The following is an 18,499-nucleotide window of genomic DNA, read 5'->3' on the forward strand; positions in this document are numbered from 1 at the left end:
TGTCCTCTACCAAATATACTTAATGTTTTAATAGGAATTAAGGCAATTTGGGGACAGATTGTGGGAATAAATATACTATGGTTAATTTTATTTATTAAAAAGTGTGTACAATGGAATATCTACCAATACAGAAACATTGAATCTGGAGACAGAAATATGCTCTTCCGTGATAGCAGCTTCTCCATTGCCGATCTTGATGGTTCTTAGGCTTGGTATATAATTATAATGTACCCCAAAGGTTAGGGGAGAAGATTTGTGATTTATATAGAACCCTACACCTGGAGCAAGGAAATGTTCAAATTTTAGGTTTGAATAAAAAGTAGTGTCATTGTTCAAACGAACATTTACTAACGTTCCTAGATCAATAATGCTCGCAAAGAAAGTGATGTAATTTTTAAAACTGACCGATACGCCGATGGGAGCGGCAAGTCCAATATTGGTTTTTGTTTGATTTTCAGAACCATATGCAACCTCTTTTCCTGCTGTTAATCCGACATAACCATTCAAACTGATGTTAAAATTACTATTTCTTTTGATGGAGCTGCCTCCAATGGGTAGGGCATAGGCTTCCAATAGTTTTTCCATGTCTTTATCTGCTTCGACTTCCGCAAGTTGAACCATAAAGATCAATGATCTTCTATAGTTATTTTCTTTATCGACAGGTAGGTAATCTCTCATTTGGCTTAAAATGCTCACCAGTGCTTTTTGATAATCTCGTCGCACCAAGGAGGAAGCGAAGTCCTGATAATTTGAGAAGAAGGCGAGATATTCTTTTTTTAAATAGAAAACACCTTCTGCAGTGCCTGATTTCAAGAATGTTGAAAATGAGGATTGGAGCATACCTAATAGTGTCAGACCCTGTTCGGTATTGAGGTAATAATTGTTTTTGGCAATAAACTGGCTTGCGGCATTTAGCTCATCAAAATAGAACAGTAATTGTTTTATTGAGTTCTCAAATTGGTAGATGTCATAATTATTGGAATAGGGTTTAAATTGTTCATTTAGGAGGCCGATAAAATATCTTTTGGTCTTATTATTGGGGTCAGAGAAATTTAGTCGATTGATGTTGATCCAAGTACTTGTTCCTCCAACTGTATCTCGCAAGGCTTCGGATAATAGGTGGTTTATGGCGACTGCTTTAGCAATTTCCTGATCATGGTAGATTTCACTGTTCAATTTTTGAAATATACCTGGGAGTGAAATTCCAGTACCTAAGTCAGCGTGAAGATTGGCAGCAATTTTTAGGATGTCCGCACCTTGAGGAGGGATTCTTGGAAAAACCCGATATGCTTCACTGGCCAGTCTTTTATGGATATTACCAAGGTCATTATCGACGACCTGTCTTAGGAATATCAAATCTGCACTGTAATAACTTTTTTGACCATATAACCTTTTGGTTTCTTGGTAAGTTTCAGGGAGTAAGGCATCGAATATTTCCTCTTCTTTATCTGTGATCCGTTCAAATAGTTTATTTAAACCATAATAAATGACTTCCTGTTTGAATCGATTCGCCATAAATGTAGAAAGACCATTGATTACCGCTGCTTCCCAACCAAATCCTGGAGCTGTACTTAACGCAATAGCTTTAAGATCTAAATCCTTAGCTTTCCCTGGCACATCAGTATCCTCATCAATATCGGTGAAAGCTTTAGAAGAATCCTGAGAAATCGCTTGGTCCACGGAAGGTATAATCTTTATGGCATTTAGTAAATCCTGCAGGAATGGGTTTTGTATTTGATCGGCGTTTATTTCATTGATATTATACCTTTCTAAGACCGTCTTTATTTCCTCAGAAAAGGAGCGTAAGTTTTCAACTTGTTTAGTTTTGACCAGATTTTCCAATTTGGCGAGATATACTGCATCAGCATAAGTGGGTTGAATATTGGGTTTCACTGGATGCTGTCCAAATGAAAGTATTGGAATGATCAAGAAAAGATAGAGAAGGCTTTTCATAACAAAGAATAATTAGGTGTCGGCAATATTTGATTGCCATTAGTGTAATAGAAAGTAATAATTGGTTGCTGGTTTGCTCTACGCAGAATGAATTTTAACCTATTCTAAATTACAGGAATAAATAATGGATGGAAATACCTATTGGTAGGTATTTTTAGGGAATGTCTATGGATTATCCAGCCATTAATGTATAGAGGAATCTACCTAATCCGCCAAAAATAAGAGCTAGACAAAATGATACTATTCCAAGTATGTTTTTATTTTTTTCGATAAGTTTTAGATCGGGCTCTTGGTATCCATTGAAGCGCTTGGCAATTTCTACCCCAACAGTACCATCATAAAAGCCAACCATGCCGGATAAAAAAAGTACGGTATTGGCAGAAGCAAACATGGATAAAAAAAAGCCACTTAGAAAATAGATAGCAAATGAAAAGATGATGAAATAAGCGTAATTGAGTTTGAATCTGAAAGCGATAATTGAACCTAAGGTATCAATGATGGATACAGAAAGCAAGGCAAGCACAAAGATGATTACGATTTGGGTACTCATTTTATCAGTTTTGATAATTATAAAACTAAGAAAATCTAAAATGTTATAAAAAGGTTATGAAGAATATTATAGGCTATAATTGATTTGAGAATATATTTTTTAATAAAATAAGAAAGCAAACAGACCATTTGGCCTGTTTGCTTCTTTGAAACTTTGTTTATTACTATGAGAAGCCTATCCTAGATAGGTTGAATCATACATTGTTTTATCTCCAGATCAGATTTGCACTGCAAGGCACGCCTGCATAATCGGCATCAGGTTGTTTCAGCCAAATTGCTCCACTATCCTTTTTCTCCAGATCATACATTTTTCCATCGGCAGGAATGATTACGATATATCCATATTTTCCACCGACAGATGCAACCCATGAGCCATCAGCATAGTCATGGTCGCTCCAAGGAGTTCCTCCTTTACTCGCTCCTGTAAAGGCTATGTATTTTCCATCAGGGGAGAAGGTAGGCCGGTGTTCGCCATCGTAGCTGATCACCTCTGATAATTCACTGGTCGTGATCTGCTTCATGTCCCTTCCATCTATATTGCACATCCATAGGTGTCTATCCTTACGGAATGCCAGTTTTGTACCTTGCGGATTGACAGTAACAGAGCTAATTCCACTTTGGGTAAAGACATTCGGAGCGGTCTTAAAACCATCTGCCGCAGAACTCTTATAAACCGAATTGCCAATCCTGAAAAAGACGGTATTGTCTGCAGTCCAGACTGGGATGCCATAATTCAAGAAACTTACCCCCTTCACATACCAGGAATTAATAAAATTGCCGTTTGCCGCGTCAATGATGGTTATTGGCATATCCGCAAAATGTTGAGCATCTAATACGAGGTATTTTTCATTTGGGGAGATATGAGCATCGGTAATTTCAATATCATCTGCTTCATAGGTGATATCAAAAACATTTTTTCCGTCCTGTAGTGAACTGTAATCCATTTTTGCACCTTTATCCCGAAGGACAAATCTTCTTTCCGTAAAATTAAAGGCACCTTCAACATCCATGGTCAGCAGGGTCTTTTTATTGTCCCAACTAATGTCATAACTATCATACCTGGAATTTCCAGGGCCGATCCCAATCCATTTGTCATTATATTTTCCTGAACCAAAATCCATGTAGCCCACTTCACCTGCAAAATACCAATATATGCTTCCCGGTAGGTTTTTTATTGCCTTGCCATCGCTTCCCATGATGTCATCTTTGCTACAAGCAGTTAAAGAAAGGATAATGGCAATGATGAAGGGGAAGATTGTTTTTATTGTTCTTATAAGCATGGGTCGTCCTTTATTTCGTGTAAACTGGATTAATTTTGCAGTTTTTAAAAGCTTAATACAAAGTTAAATCCAGACCATTTTTATAGCAATACTATAAACTGACTAAAACCTTCTACTAGTTTTCCAGTAGTTTTAATTATAAGCGTAACATTTTTGATAAAATCCATGTATCTTAATGCATACTTATGCCTGTCGTTCGCGTTCATATTGCTGTCTTATTTTTGATTCTGCTACATCTTATGGCGAGTGGACAGGAACTTCCTGCATTACAGTCGAATCTCGAGCAGGCCAAAACCAAGGAAGAAAAATTTACTGCTTTGGTAAATCTTTCCGATTACTGGTCCTATCGCGATACAGCAAAAGCCTTTGAGACGCTTAGGCAAGCCCAGCCTTTTGTCGAAGGGAAAGATTTCTTGCGAGGAATCTATCTGTTTTATGAAGCTGGGATTTACTATGGCTATGACAATCCAAAAAGTCAGAAGCTCTACATGGAGGCTGAAAAATTCCTCAAGGATATAGATAAGCCTGCTGCTTACGGCTATCGGGCAAGATTGTGGCATAATTACGGTTCGCTTGAGCAGCAGGCAGATAACGATAAATCATTTTTGGACATCACTTTGACCTATTGTATCCCTTTTGCCATAAAATCGGGGGATAATGATCTGTTATTGAGTTATTTTACAGATGTAGGGATGGTATTCTATAACAATAAAGAATACCAGAAGGCTTTAGATTATTTTGAAAAGGCTGTCTCTTTGGTCCGGACGCCTGAACAGGAGTCAGGAAACCTATTATTTACCTATCTCAATATGTTTGATTTATTCTACGCGATGGGGGAAATAGAAAAGGGAGACCGTGTTTTGGGTAAAGCAGAGAAATTATTGAATAAGTTGGAGGACAAGAAACTAGCTGCTGCATATTACAAGAATAAGTCGAGGTCCCTGATTCAACAGAAAAATTATCTGGAGGCCTTGAAAAGTATCGAGAAAGGATTGGAATGGGCTCAGGAATATAATTCCTATTGGGATTTCTATTATTTAAAGTATGAAAAGGTTGTTGTATATAATTTGATTGAAAATTATCAAGCCGCGAAGGTTGAGCTCGAAGAATTATTGCGCGATCCAAGAGGGTCAGCTATGACCAAGAACCGATTAGGTCTTATGAGTGACCTTGCGGAAATGGAGGCGAAATTAGGGAATATGGGAGCTGCATATCAAATTATCCGAAAGCATAAGCAAATGAGTGATAGCTTGAGTTCATTGGATTTTAAAAAGCAAATGGCGGAGCTGGAAACTCGTTATCGGACAAAGGAAAAGGAGCAGGAGATCGTTCTGCTCGAAAACCGCAATATCCTGAACAGGGCAATCTTACTGGGAGGGATCCTGTTGACCAGTATTTTTGGCCTCTGGGTCTGGTATGCCTGGAATGCTCGGAAAAAACGGAATATGAAGGATACCCTTTTACTCAAACAACAGCGTGAAATCGATGTGGCAAAGGCATTGGTCGATGGGGAAGAGCAAGAACGAAAACGCTTGGCCAGAGAACTTCATGATGGGCTTTTAGGTAGGGTAACGGGATTGAAAATGAATGTGGAACGGATTGCTCGGGATTCGGAACAAAATGACCTACCCACTGTAGTCAATGAGTTGGAGACTGTCATCACCGATTTGCGGCATACGGCCCAAAATTTAGAGCCTTCGGTATTGAAAAGGAATGGTTTGGATGAAGCGATTAGACATTTTTGTCAATCCATGCAATCCGGCAGTAGCCCAATTTCCTATTATGGACAGGGGTTGGAGGGAATAAAGGACAAGAATATTCAACTCTCTATTTATAGGATTGTACAGGAATTGGTCACCAATGCGGTCCGACATGCCCAGGCAACAAAAATATTGCTGCAATGTTCAGTAGAAAATGGTTTCCTGATGATTGAAGCGGAAGACAATGGAAAGGGTTTTAACCCTGAAAGTATACAGCGAAATATGGGTTTGGATAATCTGGAATCCCGATTGAAGAGCATAGGAGGGACATTGAAGATTGATTCCCAACCTGGAGAAGGAACACATATAATTATTGAATGTCAATTGTAAATTATGATTAGAACTGTTATTTGCGATGATCATCCCTTGATTACCCAAGGATTGACAAGTTATCTTGCCGCACACAATACTATTGAAATAATAGGCTCCACATCCTCAGCTAAAGAACTTCGGAATATCATCTCGAAAGTGGAGGTTGATGTACTACTGTTAGACATTCAATTGCCGGATGGGAATGGCATTGATCTTTGTGTCGAATTGAAGCAGGAGCATCCCGATTTACAAATCTTGGCCCTGAGCAATCTGGATGATAGGAACATCATTTTGAGGATGTTAAATGGCGGTGCATCAGGGTATTTGCTTAAGAGTGCGGCAATGGACGAAATCGTTAAGGCGATAAACCATATTTATGAAGGTGGTGTCTACCTGGATTTGAATGCGCAAAAAAGTTTGGGGAGTTCGAAGGTAAACCTATCCGAGGAATTCCCACCCATTACCCGACGAGAAAAGTAGGTGATAAAATACCTTTCTGAAGGTTTGAGTTCGGTGCAGATTGCTGAAATTATGTTTGTCAGTCCATTTACGGTAGACACCCATCGCAGGAATCTGATGCAAAAATTCAATGTTAACAAGACCGTTAATCTCCTGCAGAAGATAAAGGATTTGGGATTGGATGAATGATTTTTATTGGAGAACTTGGCTTGGATTATGGAAAAAACCAGGTGAAATGTTTGTAGTAGGCTGAATCGTCATTCGGATAACCCCTAGGGGGGAAATCTTTTTCAAATAATCCTCTTTACCGGCATACAAAAAAAGAAAAATAGTTCTCTCATCTTACGATTCTAGAAGACAAGAATTCTTAAAAAAATAAAAAATAGATTCTTCGCTGCGCTCTGAATCTCTCTTTTACACATTTCTAATTCTGAACGAATTGTGAAAAAGAAATGAATTTGCAATAATTATTTTTCTGGAAAACATTTTTGGAAGCCTAATGTTTTGATTATAAAATTTAATCACAGAATTATTAAAATTTCTTTTCGATTTAAATATTATGTCAAATCCATCTTTTCAAAGAAGCCAAATCGGCACTTACAAATCCGTAGAAATAGAATTAGTTACTTGGGATGCCTCCATGGCTGAGGTTGACTTAAGTTGTGCCTGTTTATTTACCCACGAAATAAACCAAAAGGAACCTGTAGGCGGGCTGTTGCATCTTAATGATGCCATGGACGGATTACTGTTTACTTTAAGGGATCAGAAAGCCTTTACCGGAAATTATCTGGATACCTTATTGATTGAACAAAGCCTTGGGAAGATCAAATCTGAAAGATTGCTCATAATTGGTTTGGGAAGACCGGAAGATTGGTCTGGACAGACGAGTGCCGATGCGGTAAGTGTTGCTACTAGGTTAGCTTATCAACTAAATCTGGAAAGTGTAGCGATTGCACCGAGTATATTGGATAGTGGTATTGAGCCGGATGGAGATTTTTCCTTGCAGATGCTTTCCGCTTTAAAGGAACGTATCGATAGGCAAGAACAATTTCACCAACTCGGTTTGGTCAAAGCTCCTTCCATCAAGAAATGGTTTTTTGATGCAGGATATACGGATTTTGATGTTAAGGCAGATAAATTCAGAGGGAATTTTCAAAAGTTAATCAACAATAATTAGATCGTATATGTCCAAGAAAATACTCAAGGCCGAAGAATTGCACATCACAGATGCAGCAGGTGTTTCTAGATTGATCATCTCGATTGAAAATGGTTTTCCTTCCATAAAACTCCAGAATCCTAATCCTGATTTCCCATCTGCAGTGCTAGAACTGGACAGCAAAGGAACCCATATCAAATTTAGCCATCCGAAAGGAAACATCAGTTATTTCTTTTTGAATAATGAAGGGGGCTCTGGTTTGGTCATGATCAATGAAAAGGGCGAAAGAACCTATGAGAAGATTGTTGATGATAAAGGATAGGTATTTGGACAATTTGTTTTTGGTAACTAAAAACAGGGGTATTATTATACCGGTTTGCAGGTATTGAATTTTATTTCTTCGGGTGATAATTTTGCTGTATTCAATCAAACTTTCTTCCGAACCAGAAGATTTAATTATTCAATATGAAAAGAGATAAAAATTTAAAAGCTATTTTTTCCATTTGCTTGATGTTTGTGGGCATGACTATGTTGTTTACTAGCTGTTCCAAGGATGAAAAGGAGCCAGAAACTGGTTCAGGCAGTATTGACGAAGTGATCGGAACCTTCAAAGGAACCATTGATATCGTAGGTGGAGAGAAAAAATTTAATGAACTGCTAGAAATTAGCAAAGTAAGTGACAATAAGGTCAAGGTTACTGTAAAAAACAGCAGCTTAAAACTTCCAGTAAAAGAAGTTCAGGTGTACAATAATTCCGGTAGAGGGATATTGACTGAAAGCTCAGAACCTCAGGGAATATTAGTCTATTCCAATTCTAACAAAGCGTTGTCTTTTGTATCAAAGGTAACTGCTGAAGGAGAGGAAATGTACAGTTTCGAGGGATCAAAACAATAAAGACTATTGACCTTAACTTTTCCATATTAAGGCAAAAAATGCGAAGTGAAAACTTCGCATTTTTATCAAATAATAGATATGGATATATAAATAAAGCTGCACTAAATCTCATGGATCTTTTTCATGACTCTCTCCGTAAAAGGATTGCAATAGCAGAGATTAAATTCAAATAGTTCCTCTGACGAATAAGTTTTTTCGATTTCAGTCCTGAGCATAGCCTTTGCACGATTTAAACGCACTTTTACATTCGCTTCACTGATGTCAAGTAGGGAAGAGGTTTCTGCTACATTCAACCCATTGATTTCACGTAGGGAGAAAACCATTCTGTAGTCCTCAGGAATCCTCAATAGGGACGCTTCGATAATTTTCCCCAGTTCATGGCTAAAGATCTCCTTTTGCGCATCGTTGGTTGAATTGAACATAGGCATTTCATTTTCGTTGATAATCTCATTGACAGTTTCTTTCTTGAAACTGAACTTATTTTTCTTCCTGTAGCAATTGTTGAGCATGATCCTGATGATCCAAGTCTTGAAGCTTGAACCCTGCTTAAATTGAGCCAAGCACTTAAAGGCATCAATATAAGTGTCCTGCATCAGGTCTTGGGTATCTTCATGGTTGTAGTTGTACGATCGTCCAATTTTATATAGGTAGGTATTAAACCGCCTTACAATAATTTCATAAAGCGGTTTGTCGCCATCTAAGACCCGATCGATGATTTCAACCTCTGTTAATTGTTCAAATTGTTCTTTTATCATTGTCCTGCGATTTTTGCCAATCTAGCCATGGATAATGCCGCAATGGCCATCACCAAATCCCGAACTGCAACATCTACATAGTTAAATCCGGCCAATAAGGAAAGGGCGATCAACGTAAGCCAAGCCGAAACGATAAATCCTCCTAATTCTGGTTTCTTGAATACGATTAAACCAGCTACTATTTCAATTACCCCCACAATCTTCATAAACAAGGCTGCAGAAAAGGGGAGGAGATCAGCAATCGAAGGATTGACATACTGTTCCCAATTTGTAAGTTAAGTTAGTGAATTTGTCAGCTCCCGCCACTATGGGGACCACGACAAAGACATATTTCAATAAATTGAATGTTGAATTCAGTGTGTGATTTTTGATAGTATTTTCCATGTTTTTACCTTTTTAATTCGTTTGTATTTATTTAGGGTAAATGACATCGAGAAAGGTTACAAGGAATTTTGAAATATTTGAAAAAAGCCACTTTAATAGGCTGTAAATCTTTCTTCTGAGCTAAGTTTTATTTTATAAATCCTTAATATCGTTTGATGGAATTCAGCTTCCTGTCTTGGAAATAATGACATCATTGCCGTAAAGAATGTAATGGCCTCCTGAAGCATAACTTCCAGAAATTGGTCCGCCTTCATATTGATCGATTTATCATCTATTACCATCCGAATCCTGTCCTTAACGATTTTAATGGAAACCGGCAGCGGCTGGCTCGGAAATGAAAAATTGCTTTCATTCTGTATGATCACCTCCTCCAGGGAATTGATAAAGTAATGCCAAAGATCTACAATATCGTCCCAGAAAGTGAAATCCATAATTGTCTCCCCATTGAATTTCATATACAGAACACCATCTATATAATCTCGGTCTAACTTTTCAGGGTCTAGCTGAGAAATATCTTTAATTGGGATAAATTGGGAGGTATCTATCTTGTTGATATCGCGGATGCTGTATTTCTTTTCTTTTAAGATGAAAGTGGTTAGTTCTAGATTTTCCATTATTCAGGGGTTCACCGTTAAGTTTATAGTAAAGTTAAATCTAAATATTAGTTGTTCTTCATTCGTGAATTATTTCATTATTTAATAGAGAGGGAATTCTTGCCATAGGACAAGTATTTCTCTTTCCGTAAGGGCTAACTTTGATATACACTAATAAATTAATTATCATGGATACAGCAAAATCAGCACAATTGAACATCATTATTCCCGCTTATAGAATGCATACCCAAACCTTTATCAATGTCCTAGACGGTATTTCGGAAGAGAACGCACTCAAGAGAATTGATAATCGGACAAACCATCTGGTTTGGATGGCCGGAAATTATGTAAATGTGCGCTATAGTATGGGAAACATCTTAGGATTAAAAGAAGAGGATCCTTATCAGGATCTATTTTATATGGGAAAGACCTTGGATACACAAAAGGAGTACCCAACATTAAAGCAATTGCTTGATAATTTCCATCAGATTTCACCAAAAGTTTATCAAGCCTTGTTGGAAGCTGATGATGCAACTTTGGCTGAAACGTTCGAGATGGGAATGCAGATACCCTTTATTAAAGAGGATAAATTAAACTTTGTAGGCATGTGCATTGGTCGAGAAGACTACTTGTGCGGACAGATGGCTTTGATGCGTAGAATCTTGGATTATCCCGGAATGAAATATGATGTGGATAATAGTATTGCTTATTAATAAGAACTATCTTAATTCCGGTAAATAAACTAGCAATATTTTTCAATAGTTAATAAAAGGTTAAGGTTTTGGTAATATCCTCTTTAGGAGTTATATTTAATTAACTAATTATTATGCCATGAAGAATATTGCTATTTTCCTTTTTGTCCTATTCGCCCAGGTGGCTTTTGCGCAAAAATTTCCAATCCATTATAAGATTGTGGAGACGAATGTCAGTAATGACCAATCCACACAAACGACTTTTTATATTTCTGTTCGTGAATCCAGGAATACAGAAAAACAAAAACAACTGGAATTGAGCTTGGATGGCAAGGAAGAAATTGATCTAAAGGATCAATCCGTAAATTTCTCTACGCTAAAAACTGCCGAATTACTTGATGGGCTAGGGAGTTCACCCAATTTTTTAGGATTTGTCCAATTCTATATAAACTACCCTTTAACTTTTGAGAATAAAGTCCTTGTCCAGGATACTGCAGCATTCAACCAAAAATTGACAAATTTAAAGGAGGAATTTAATTTAACCCTTTTAAAGGATGAGTTTTTTTTAATTAACAATAGCTATGAAAGCCTTTTTAACGATGTCTATTTCAATGACTTTGCCCATGTTAAACCAGAGCAATTAAAGCAATCTGAATTTCAATTAGGGGCATTTACCTATAAAATAAAAGAAAGAAATAAGAAGGCTTGGGTAGTTGAAAGAACGAATAGCAAAGACAGTCTGAAAACTTCCGAAATCAGGTTTGATCCTAAAACTAAATATATAATAGCAAAAAATGCCAAAGCAGCTGGGACAGCAACTATTGATGGTAATACTTATAAATATAGTCAGCTATCAGTAGTTAATAGAGAGGAGGGGACAAGAGTGGAAAAACTGGATCCGCAATTTAGTGCCATGGTCTTAAAAGGTAGTTATAGAAGTAAGCATTTCAGACATAACCAAGAAGTTGATAGCGTCAAATTCGAACAATATATCAGTGATTATGGGCAACAGTTTGGTACTAATCCCAATTATTTAAAAATAATATTACCTACCTATCAAACCAGGAAAGACTACGTTAATTATGAACGTGTTCTGATGAAAACACCTTCAAAGATTCTTGTCAATACCTACCATCTTATCAATAAGGTTAGAATTGATAGCTTGGCCATGGAAGACTTCCTGGAAACCACTGCTTTGCTAACCGATGATTACCTTTATGATTATTTACAATCGGGTTTATCTCAACACGTCAAATCAAATAACCAAAGTAGTATGGATCGCATGGATGCTATTTTTACGAAATTAACTGATCGAGAAAAGCGCTTCATTGGCCCAATGAAAGTCTGGTCTACATATAAGGGATCTTCAGATAATCAAGCAATCCAAAAGGGTATTGATGAAATGTTTGCATTGAATGATAATGAATGGAAGGATGGAAATGTTGGGCGATATATTATTTTGTTGATTCAAAAACAATTTGTCAATGGCAGAACCGATACTGAGGAGTATAAAAAACTCGAAAAAAGGCTGGCAGTCCTTGCTGAGGATAAAATCAAGGACAAAAGGCTGATCAATAAGGCCCATCTAGCCTTTGTGAATTTTTCGTTGTTTGAGGCAATAAAAGATAAGGATCCAGAATTGGGAGCATTATATTTGAAAAAGGCTTATGATTTATCTTCAAAAGGGAATAATGAATATGAATACCAAAGTTTCTACGACAACGTTTTTACTGGGGCAAAGAAGGACTATTCGGAGGTTTACTTAGCTGAATTGGGTAAGCGTTCTGGGAAGGATTCTGTTCTCAAAGAGTATATTTCAGAATTTGCAAAATCTCCGGCCAAGAGCTTCTCCATGTTGAAGCAATTTTATCATGGGAACTATGATAAAGCTAGCTTTTCAAGTTTTTTGAAATCTGATGTTTTTCCAAAACTTGAAAATGCACCCGCATTCTTGTTGAAAGATCTGGCAGGTCAAGAAGTTGCACCTTCTCATTTTGAAGGCAAATGGACCTTTATCGACTTCTGGGGAACATGGTGTGGGCCATGTGTCGCAGAGCTTCCTGAATTTAACACGCTCTATGAAAAGAAATATGCCTTGATGGAGGATAAATTAAAGATCTTGACAATCTCTTGTTATGATCAGGAAACTGATCTTAAAAACTTTATCAGTAAGAATAAATACAGCTTCCCCGTTTTGATCTCAGATGGAAAAGTACAGACTGATTACAAGATTACTGGCTATCCATCAAAGGTGCTGATCAGTCCTGAAGGAAAAATGATTCCAATTGAATTTGGACAAGATTGGAAAAGCTTGGTTGAGGAATTTGTAAGCTTATAAAAGAAATCAGATCATATTATTAATTGATTGTGAGATCACGGAAATTTAGATATAGGACGTAATTAATCCATACGCCTATATCTTTTCCTTTGTATTTTGCTGGAAACCATGATTCATGGGTTTTTAGTCTCTTTACGAGTTCAGGTCCTGTTCCGTAGCCCAGGTCTTGAACTATTTTATAGTCCATGGCATTTCCATTTTCATCTACATAAAATCTTACTTCCACATAGCCCTCAACTTTATGGTCTACTGCATCGTTTGGAAATCGATAGCTATTATTAATTTTTTGGACAAAATCATGAGGCCCAATTGTAGGTACAGCGTTCTTATCCACAGGTTGAAATTTATTGGTTAAGGATGAATCTTCAATATATTGCCTCATCATCACGCTCTCGATGGCTTGGCTAAAAGATTTTTGAATCCAGGTTTGTCCGAATAGGGGACTGATAGAGCAAATGGACAATATAAGCAGGACAGTATATTTATTTAAAGGGTTCATATTGGTTAAATTGTTTTTAGGTTATTAATTCCTTTGGTTGGTTAAAACCTTAAGTTATCGAAATAAGATTAAAATTTTATGTAACTTTCTGTAAAATTTAATCCTAATTAAAGGATTAGGTTAAGATAGAGTTTTTATTTAATAATTACGATATCAAAACCATTAGTCTAGCTATATTAATAACCATCCTTAATTAATACCATTTATGAAAATATTACTATCCATATTTATCATATTTTTAATCCCTTATATTAGTCAAGGCCAAATAAAATCATCCGAATTAACGTATCTAAGGATCGCTGAATTGGAGTATTCCAATGATTCACTCTTTCTATGGCAGCAAATTCGTCCTAATCTAGGTAGGAAGGATAGTACAAGTGGTACCTATCATAAATTGCCATTATCAGGTAAAGAGAAAACAAAGTTTCTCAGGTTAGTTGATAAGACCAAACTTCTAAGTGTTCAATCAAATAATAATCAAAAAACCGGTTTTTTCCCTTTTGAAATCACGTATAGAACTGCTGGTCGAAGCCATAAGATCTCCAGTTACGAACCTGGGATGTCTGCGGCAGAATTAGAAAGCTTCCATAAGTATTTAGAAGAGATTGAAACCGTGATTGATCGAAGGAGTGCTCAAGAGCGATTACTCATGACCTTAGCAGATGCTGAATACCAATTGAAGACGCGCCTTAGATACCAACAGAGGATAGGTCCTAGCGGTTGGGATGCTTGGGAAAAAAAGAACGGCGCAATAAAGCGTATAGGAGTACCATTGCTATTCGTAAATGGAAAAGAAGAGGACTACAGCCGTTTTGAAAGAAGCAATCCAAAAAGGATTAAATCTTTCGAAATCCTAAATCAGCAAAAGGCAGACTCACTTTATGGCGAAAGAGCTAAAAATGGAGTAGCAATCATTACTACGAAATAAATAGGTTCTTAATTCATATTTATCAGCTCAAGGGCTTTATCTAAAACTTCATCTTTACCTTCTTTGATTCCTTTAATGGTAGGTTTTACGATTATATCTGGAATAATGCCCACCCTTTGGGTTTCAGTTCCATCAGGGTAATAAACCCCAATCCCAGAAATCGAGGTCCTCAATCCACCAGGCAATAAGATTACGGAAACATTTCCATCAGCTCCAGCTGTGGTACTCCCGACAATCTTTGAATTGCTCACTGCTCTGAAGGCCATTGCCGTAAATTCAGCTTGGCTTTGGGATATTTCATTGACCAAAATGATCAATTTCCCTTTATAATATAATGGATCGTGATTAATGGTCACAGGATGGGTGAAAGTAAATTCTCCAGGGTTTTTCGGGTTTGCAAAGGTAAATTTTGTAAATGCTGTAGGTTTTGACAGAAAAAATGGTCCCAATGCATATGGAGCAAAACTGGAAGGATAGTTCCTGATATCAATGATAATACCCTTTGTATCCTTAAAATATTTTTTGATCATATGGAAGTCCTCATTTTTGATATTTGCTAATGTGATATAACCAATATTTCCATCTAAGATCTTATATGCTTTTTCATCTTGATTGATCCTGTACATGCCATACATCTTTAGTTTTGCTCTATCAAATAATGGGAGTTCATGCTGAAGGCTTTTGCCTTCTGTCACATACTTAATATGCAAGGAACTGTTTGTTGATCTTAGCAGGTCTGCAGAAATATCTCTTAGCATAACGGAATGATTGGAAGACGGATAATACCTTGCTAAACTGTCCACTATCGAATCAATTTCCTTTCCGTTGATATGGGTTATGATATCGCCGACCTTTAACTTAGCTTGATCTACGTATTCAGGATTATAATAATCCGTCACAACATATTTGTCCTCGATGAATTCCGCTTTGAAAGGAGCAAAGTTCTTGCCCCTTAATTCCTGTATCTTATCTCCGCCTTCCCTTAAATTGGCATGTGTATCTTTGACGTCAGCAATGATTTGCAAGGCCAGCAGCTCATATTCCAACTCATTTTCAGCATTTAGGAATCCTGGAATATATTCTTTCAATACCGTGTTCCAATCTTTTTCAGTCAGAGGTTTGTAGGGATTAAAGTAGTTCATCATATTCCAATACTTGTATAGAGCCAATAATCTAAAGCCAGCATCAGGATAGGGCATATTGCTGTATGGTTTCTCGTTAGTGAAATCAGGATTGTTAACGAATTGATGGAGTTTAATATAATAGTTTTCACCTTGATTCCTGTTGTTGTAGATCTCATTCAGCAAGACTTTAATTTCATTTGATAGGTTTGATTTCTCAATCCAAGATAGGTCAGGCTTTAAAACAGCATTTTCTGGGCTAGGTTTACAGGTCGTGCAAGCTGCTATTTTCCCATATTTTTCAATCCATGTTGTAATAACCTTATCGCGTTCCTGGTTATTTTTTGCATTTACATATGGAGGTAAGATCCTGAACAATTCATAATCCCAATTATACTTTCCTTTTGCAATTTCTGGGTGATGGTATTTCATGAATCCCCAAATTCTACCAAGCAATTCCAGGTTGTTGATGGATTCATTGGTCAATGTAGGGAAAGTAATATTTGAACCCTTGTCAAATTCATTATCCTTATCAGCTGGAAGTAAATCACGTTTATATATTTCGATTTCATCTTTCCCAATTATTTTTCCATCGATTGAAACCTGTAAATTATCTAACCACATTTTTCCTTTCCCAGTAAGTAATCCTCCAATTAGGATTCTTTCCGTTTTCGCAGGATTTAATTTTAAAGTTATTTCATATTCCTTCCAATCTGAATTGCCTTTTACCCCTCGTTTGTCCATGTTGTCAAAAGCAAGCTGAGGATCTATTCGCATCCAAAGGCCTGCATAACCATCTGTCACGCCTTCTGTTTTGATACTGCCGGTCAGACGAATGGTTTTACCCTGATAGTTATTGGGAAGGGTAAAAGCCAGAGCCTTATATACATGGTTACCTTCAGTGCTCTCGATTACGGTAGCATATTTTCCGCTTTTAACCTGATTGGAATCGATATAGATTTTGTAATCGCCATCTCCGAAATCTGCCCAATTGGTTGGATATCCATTATTGAATTTTTCAAAGTCCAGGTTTAAATATTGATCATTTGATCTGTTTAGATTTTGAGAACATCCATAGATTGGAATAAGAAAGATAATTAAGAAATTTATGAAGTGTATTTTCATAATAGGCTTCAATAAAAGATTGGTCTATAGTTAGTAAATTAATCTATGTGCTAATAAATTAAAAATAACTAAATAATATGTGAAGTAATAATATCCGAGATAACTATTCACTAATTAATACAGAAATAATTTTCAACAACCATTATAAGCTCCCCGTAGATGTTCTTTGATGTGGATTCTTTTGATTATTACCTAAACTTTTCATTATAAATCGCTAAATTAAGGTAATTAAGCTTTTGTAAACCACTAAATTTTCTTCTATGCGAACTACTTTCCTTGCTTTAATTATTTGTTTATTCGTCCTACCATCAATTAAAGCTAATGCTCAAAAGAAGGATCAACCAGGTTACAGCAGCATTCAATTTCAATTAAAGGGGAATTATCCGGAAGATTTCGACCTACAATCCTTTGGTAAAGGAGATGCTCCCACGGGGGAGCGTCTTTTGAAGCTTGAGAAACTCAATGATTCAACTTATTTTGCCAAATTCTTCAATCCCTACCTGACCAGTTATTATTTCATCTTAAACAATAAATATTATTCAACCTTTATTGAATCTAATAGAAACGATACCATAGAATTTGTCTTTGATAAGGAAGATAATTTCGTGATTAATTATTTAGGAGGCTATAAAACACTTTTTCAGAACTCCGATCAGTATGCGGATTTATTCAAGAACTATTTTTTTATTCAAAATGACGTAGATACCTGGACACGGAAAACGTTTGATGTAAAAAATGTGAATGGATTGATGGATTACGTAAAGGAAAGAACCATAAAGAAGAAGGCCCATTTAAATTCATCGACGGAAAACACCTTCATTCGAGAAATAGGTTCTGATGTAATCGAAATTACCGAAATATTATATGCATTAAGTACAAAAAAGGAACTGTTGATAGACACTAATCTGGAAAGGAGATTTGAATTTTATCAAGCAGTTTTCCAAGATAAAGCAGCATTATTGGACATGGATCTCCCCATGTCAAATTTCGTATATAAAGAGTTCTTGCGTGATTCTGTCCTTGACCTCCCTGATTTATTGAAAGTAGGTCCAATTAAATATCAAGACTATCTAAAGCGCATATTTAAAAGTAGCTTGGGTTCAGATGAAAGGGAATTCTATGAACATCTGATTGCAATTGCCTATTTAGAAAAGCTGGCCTCAGGCACTGGTTTAACAACTGCCCAGCAAGTTGACATCCTAAATTATTTTAATAATATTATTTACAAGACCAGCCTGCTCCGCCAAAATGAACTCAATACATCCCAAGCTCTTGCTTCCAATATACACTACTTGCCATTCCCTGAAAAAGAAGATGTATTCCAAGATATCATCGCTAAATATAAGGGGAAGGTTGTATTAATAGATTTTTGGGCTACATGGTGTGGTCCTTGCATATCAGCTTTTGAAACCATAAAACCACTCAAGGATAAATATAAAAACAATAAAGATGTTGTTTTCTTGTATCTCACCGATGAAACGTCTGACCTTACTCTATGGCATAATTTTACGGAAAAACTAACAGGTGAGCATTTCTATATTACAAAAGCCCAGCAAAAATTAATTAACGATAGAAATAACATCGATGCAATTCCTCATTATATGTTGATCGATAAGAACGGTGAAATAAAGCATTCTGAAACACTCCCTCAAGAACTTTACAATAAGATTGATAGTTGGATCAAATCAGCCTTATAAGCCG

Annotated in this window: 18 protein-coding genes; 10 read left to right on the top strand and 8 right to left on the bottom strand. The window is 36.5% G+C overall.

Features of this window, described 5'->3' with window-relative positions:
* Positions 1-87: 87 nt before the first annotated feature.
* The 3 genes from NMK93_RS06645 to NMK93_RS06655 form a co-directional block, all read right to left on the bottom strand.
* Entirely contained in the window at positions 88-1,953 is a 1,866-nt protein-coding gene (locus tag NMK93_RS06645) for a hypothetical protein (protein ID WP_254528567.1), read from the bottom strand.
* Positions 1,954-2,125: 172 nt separating this feature from the next.
* Positions 2,126-2,503, bottom strand: a complete 378-nt coding sequence (locus NMK93_RS06650) for a hypothetical protein (protein WP_254528569.1) — start codon at positions 2,501-2,503, stop codon at positions 2,126-2,128.
* 205 nt (positions 2,504-2,708) lie between these two features.
* Positions 2,709-3,782, bottom strand: coding sequence for a hypothetical protein (locus NMK93_RS06655; protein WP_254528571.1), 1,074 nt, complete (start codon positions 3,780-3,782; stop codon positions 2,709-2,711).
* Positions 3,783-4,021: 239 nt separating this feature from the next.
* Between NMK93_RS06655 and NMK93_RS06660 the strand changes: the two genes are divergently transcribed.
* The 6 genes from NMK93_RS06660 (at position 4,022) to NMK93_RS06685 (ending at position 8,363) form a co-directional block, all read left to right on the top strand.
* Positions 4,022-5,872: a sensor histidine kinase gene (locus NMK93_RS06660; RefSeq protein ID WP_254528573.1), complete on the top strand. Its 1,851-nt coding sequence runs from the start codon at positions 4,022-4,024 to the stop codon at positions 5,870-5,872.
* Positions 5,873-5,875: 3 nt separating this feature from the next.
* Positions 5,876-6,334, top strand: a complete 459-nt coding sequence (locus tag NMK93_RS06665) for a response regulator transcription factor (RefSeq protein WP_254528575.1) — start codon at positions 5,876-5,878, stop codon at positions 6,332-6,334.
* On the top strand, positions 6,335-6,502 hold the full coding sequence (locus tag NMK93_RS06670) for a helix-turn-helix transcriptional regulator (protein ID WP_254528577.1): 168 nt from the start codon (positions 6,335-6,337) through the stop codon (positions 6,500-6,502).
* 370 nt (positions 6,503-6,872) lie between these two features.
* Complete coding sequence (locus tag NMK93_RS06675) at positions 6,873-7,490, top strand: M17 family peptidase N-terminal domain-containing protein (RefSeq protein ID WP_254528579.1); 618 nt, start codon at positions 6,873-6,875, stop codon at positions 7,488-7,490.
* 7 nt (positions 7,491-7,497) lie between these two features.
* A complete protein-coding gene (locus tag NMK93_RS06680) occupies positions 7,498-7,791 on the top strand; it encodes a hypothetical protein (protein WP_254528581.1) in 294 nt (97 codons plus the stop codon).
* Positions 7,792-7,934: 143 nt separating this feature from the next.
* On the top strand, positions 7,935-8,363 hold the full coding sequence (locus NMK93_RS06685) for a hypothetical protein (RefSeq protein WP_254528583.1): 429 nt from the start codon (positions 7,935-7,937) through the stop codon (positions 8,361-8,363).
* A gap of 101 nt (positions 8,364-8,464) precedes the next feature.
* On the opposite strand, the gene NMK93_RS06690 is transcribed toward NMK93_RS06685, so the two are convergent.
* The 3 genes from NMK93_RS06690 to NMK93_RS06700 form a co-directional block, all read right to left on the bottom strand.
* On the bottom strand, positions 8,465-9,118 hold the full coding sequence (locus NMK93_RS06690; protein WP_254528585.1) for a sigma-70 family RNA polymerase sigma factor: 654 nt from the start codon (positions 9,116-9,118) through the stop codon (positions 8,465-8,467).
* Positions 9,115-9,324, bottom strand: a complete 210-nt coding sequence (locus NMK93_RS06695) for a hypothetical protein (RefSeq protein ID WP_254528587.1) — start codon at positions 9,322-9,324, stop codon at positions 9,115-9,117. The genes NMK93_RS06690 and NMK93_RS06695 overlap by 4 nt, the downstream gene beginning before the upstream one ends.
* Before the next feature lie 270 nt (positions 9,325-9,594).
* The gene (locus tag NMK93_RS06700; protein ID WP_254528589.1) at positions 9,595-10,116 is read right to left on the bottom strand and encodes a hypothetical protein; all 522 of its coding nucleotides are present in this window, start codon (positions 10,114-10,116) and stop codon (positions 9,595-9,597) included.
* Positions 10,117-10,283: 167 nt separating this feature from the next.
* Between NMK93_RS06700 and NMK93_RS06705 the strand changes: the two genes are divergently transcribed.
* Both NMK93_RS06705 and NMK93_RS06710 read left to right on the top strand, forming a co-directional pair.
* Positions 10,284-10,808 (top strand): DinB family protein, encoded by a 525-nt coding sequence (locus NMK93_RS06705; RefSeq protein ID WP_254528590.1) that lies wholly within the window; start codon positions 10,284-10,286, stop codon positions 10,806-10,808.
* Between the two features lie 118 nt (positions 10,809-10,926).
* Positions 10,927-13,125 carry a TlpA disulfide reductase family protein gene (locus NMK93_RS06710; RefSeq protein WP_254528592.1) on the top strand — a complete coding sequence of 733 codons (2,199 nt, stop codon included), beginning with the start codon at positions 10,927-10,929 and terminating at the stop codon, positions 13,123-13,125.
* 19 nt (positions 13,126-13,144) lie between these two features.
* Here the strand turns inward: NMK93_RS06710 and NMK93_RS06715 are convergent, their stop codons facing one another.
* Positions 13,145-13,459 carry an energy transducer TonB gene (locus tag NMK93_RS06715; RefSeq protein WP_185218793.1) on the bottom strand — a complete coding sequence of 105 codons (315 nt, stop codon included), beginning with the start codon at positions 13,457-13,459 and terminating at the stop codon, positions 13,145-13,147.
* A 370-nt stretch (positions 13,460-13,829) separates the two neighbouring features.
* Between NMK93_RS06715 and NMK93_RS06720 the strand changes: the two genes are divergently transcribed.
* Positions 13,830-14,552: a hypothetical protein gene (locus tag NMK93_RS06720; RefSeq protein WP_254528594.1), complete on the top strand. Its 723-nt coding sequence runs from the start codon at positions 13,830-13,832 to the stop codon at positions 14,550-14,552.
* A gap of 8 nt (positions 14,553-14,560) precedes the next feature.
* Here NMK93_RS06720 and NMK93_RS06725 read toward each other — a convergent pair whose 3' ends face one another.
* Positions 14,561-16,798 (bottom strand): S41 family peptidase, encoded by a 2,238-nt coding sequence (locus tag NMK93_RS06725; protein WP_254528596.1) that lies wholly within the window; start codon positions 16,796-16,798, stop codon positions 14,561-14,563.
* 260 nt (positions 16,799-17,058) lie between these two features.
* Between NMK93_RS06725 and NMK93_RS06730 the strand changes: the two genes are divergently transcribed.
* Positions 17,059-18,495 carry a TlpA disulfide reductase family protein gene (locus NMK93_RS06730; protein WP_254528598.1) on the top strand — a complete coding sequence of 479 codons (1,437 nt, stop codon included), beginning with the start codon at positions 17,059-17,061 and terminating at the stop codon, positions 18,493-18,495.
* Positions 18,496-18,499: the final 4 nt, after the last annotated feature.

It is taken from the genome of Sphingobacterium sp. LZ7M1 (assembly GCF_024296865.1).
Classification (GTDB): domain Bacteria; phylum Bacteroidota; class Bacteroidia; order Sphingobacteriales; family Sphingobacteriaceae; genus Sphingobacterium.

Bases quoted from the DNA above. Each gene is read 5' to 3' on its own strand.
- NMK93_RS06645 (WP_254528567.1), bottom strand. From the start codon at position 1,953: ATGAAAAGCCTTCTCTATCTTTTCTTGATCATTCCAATACTTTCATTT.
- NMK93_RS06650 (WP_254528569.1), bottom strand. From the start codon at position 2,503: ATGAGTACCCAAATCGTAATCATCTTTGTGCTTGCCTTGCTTTCTGTA.
- NMK93_RS06655 (WP_254528571.1), bottom strand. From the start codon at position 3,782: ATGCTTATAAGAACAATAAAAACAATCTTCCCCTTCATCATTGCCATT.
- NMK93_RS06660 (WP_254528573.1), top strand. From the start codon at position 4,022: ATGGCGAGTGGACAGGAACTTCCTGCATTACAGTCGAATCTCGAGCAG.
- NMK93_RS06665 (WP_254528575.1), top strand. From the start codon at position 5,876: ATGATTAGAACTGTTATTTGCGATGATCATCCCTTGATTACCCAAGGA.
- NMK93_RS06675 (WP_254528579.1), top strand. From the start codon at position 6,873: ATGTCAAATCCATCTTTTCAAAGAAGCCAAATCGGCACTTACAAATCC.
- NMK93_RS06680 (WP_254528581.1), top strand. From the start codon at position 7,498: ATGTCCAAGAAAATACTCAAGGCCGAAGAATTGCACATCACAGATGCA.
- NMK93_RS06685 (WP_254528583.1), top strand. From the start codon at position 7,935: ATGAAAAGAGATAAAAATTTAAAAGCTATTTTTTCCATTTGCTTGATG.
- NMK93_RS06690 (WP_254528585.1), bottom strand. From the start codon at position 9,118: ATGATAAAAGAACAATTTGAACAATTAACAGAGGTTGAAATCATCGAT.
- NMK93_RS06695 (WP_254528587.1), bottom strand. From the start codon at position 9,324: ATGAAGATTGTGGGGGTAATTGAAATAGTAGCTGGTTTAATCGTATTC.
- NMK93_RS06700 (WP_254528589.1), bottom strand. From the start codon at position 10,116: ATGGAAAATCTAGAACTAACCACTTTCATCTTAAAAGAAAAGAAATAC.
- NMK93_RS06705 (WP_254528590.1), top strand. From the start codon at position 10,284: ATGGATACAGCAAAATCAGCACAATTGAACATCATTATTCCCGCTTAT.
- NMK93_RS06710 (WP_254528592.1), top strand. From the start codon at position 10,927: ATGAAGAATATTGCTATTTTCCTTTTTGTCCTATTCGCCCAGGTGGCT.
- NMK93_RS06720 (WP_254528594.1), top strand. From the start codon at position 13,830: ATGAAAATATTACTATCCATATTTATCATATTTTTAATCCCTTATATT.
- NMK93_RS06725 (WP_254528596.1), bottom strand. From the start codon at position 16,798: ATGAAAATACACTTCATAAATTTCTTAATTATCTTTCTTATTCCAATC.
- NMK93_RS06730 (WP_254528598.1), top strand. From the start codon at position 17,059: ATGCGAACTACTTTCCTTGCTTTAATTATTTGTTTATTCGTCCTACCA.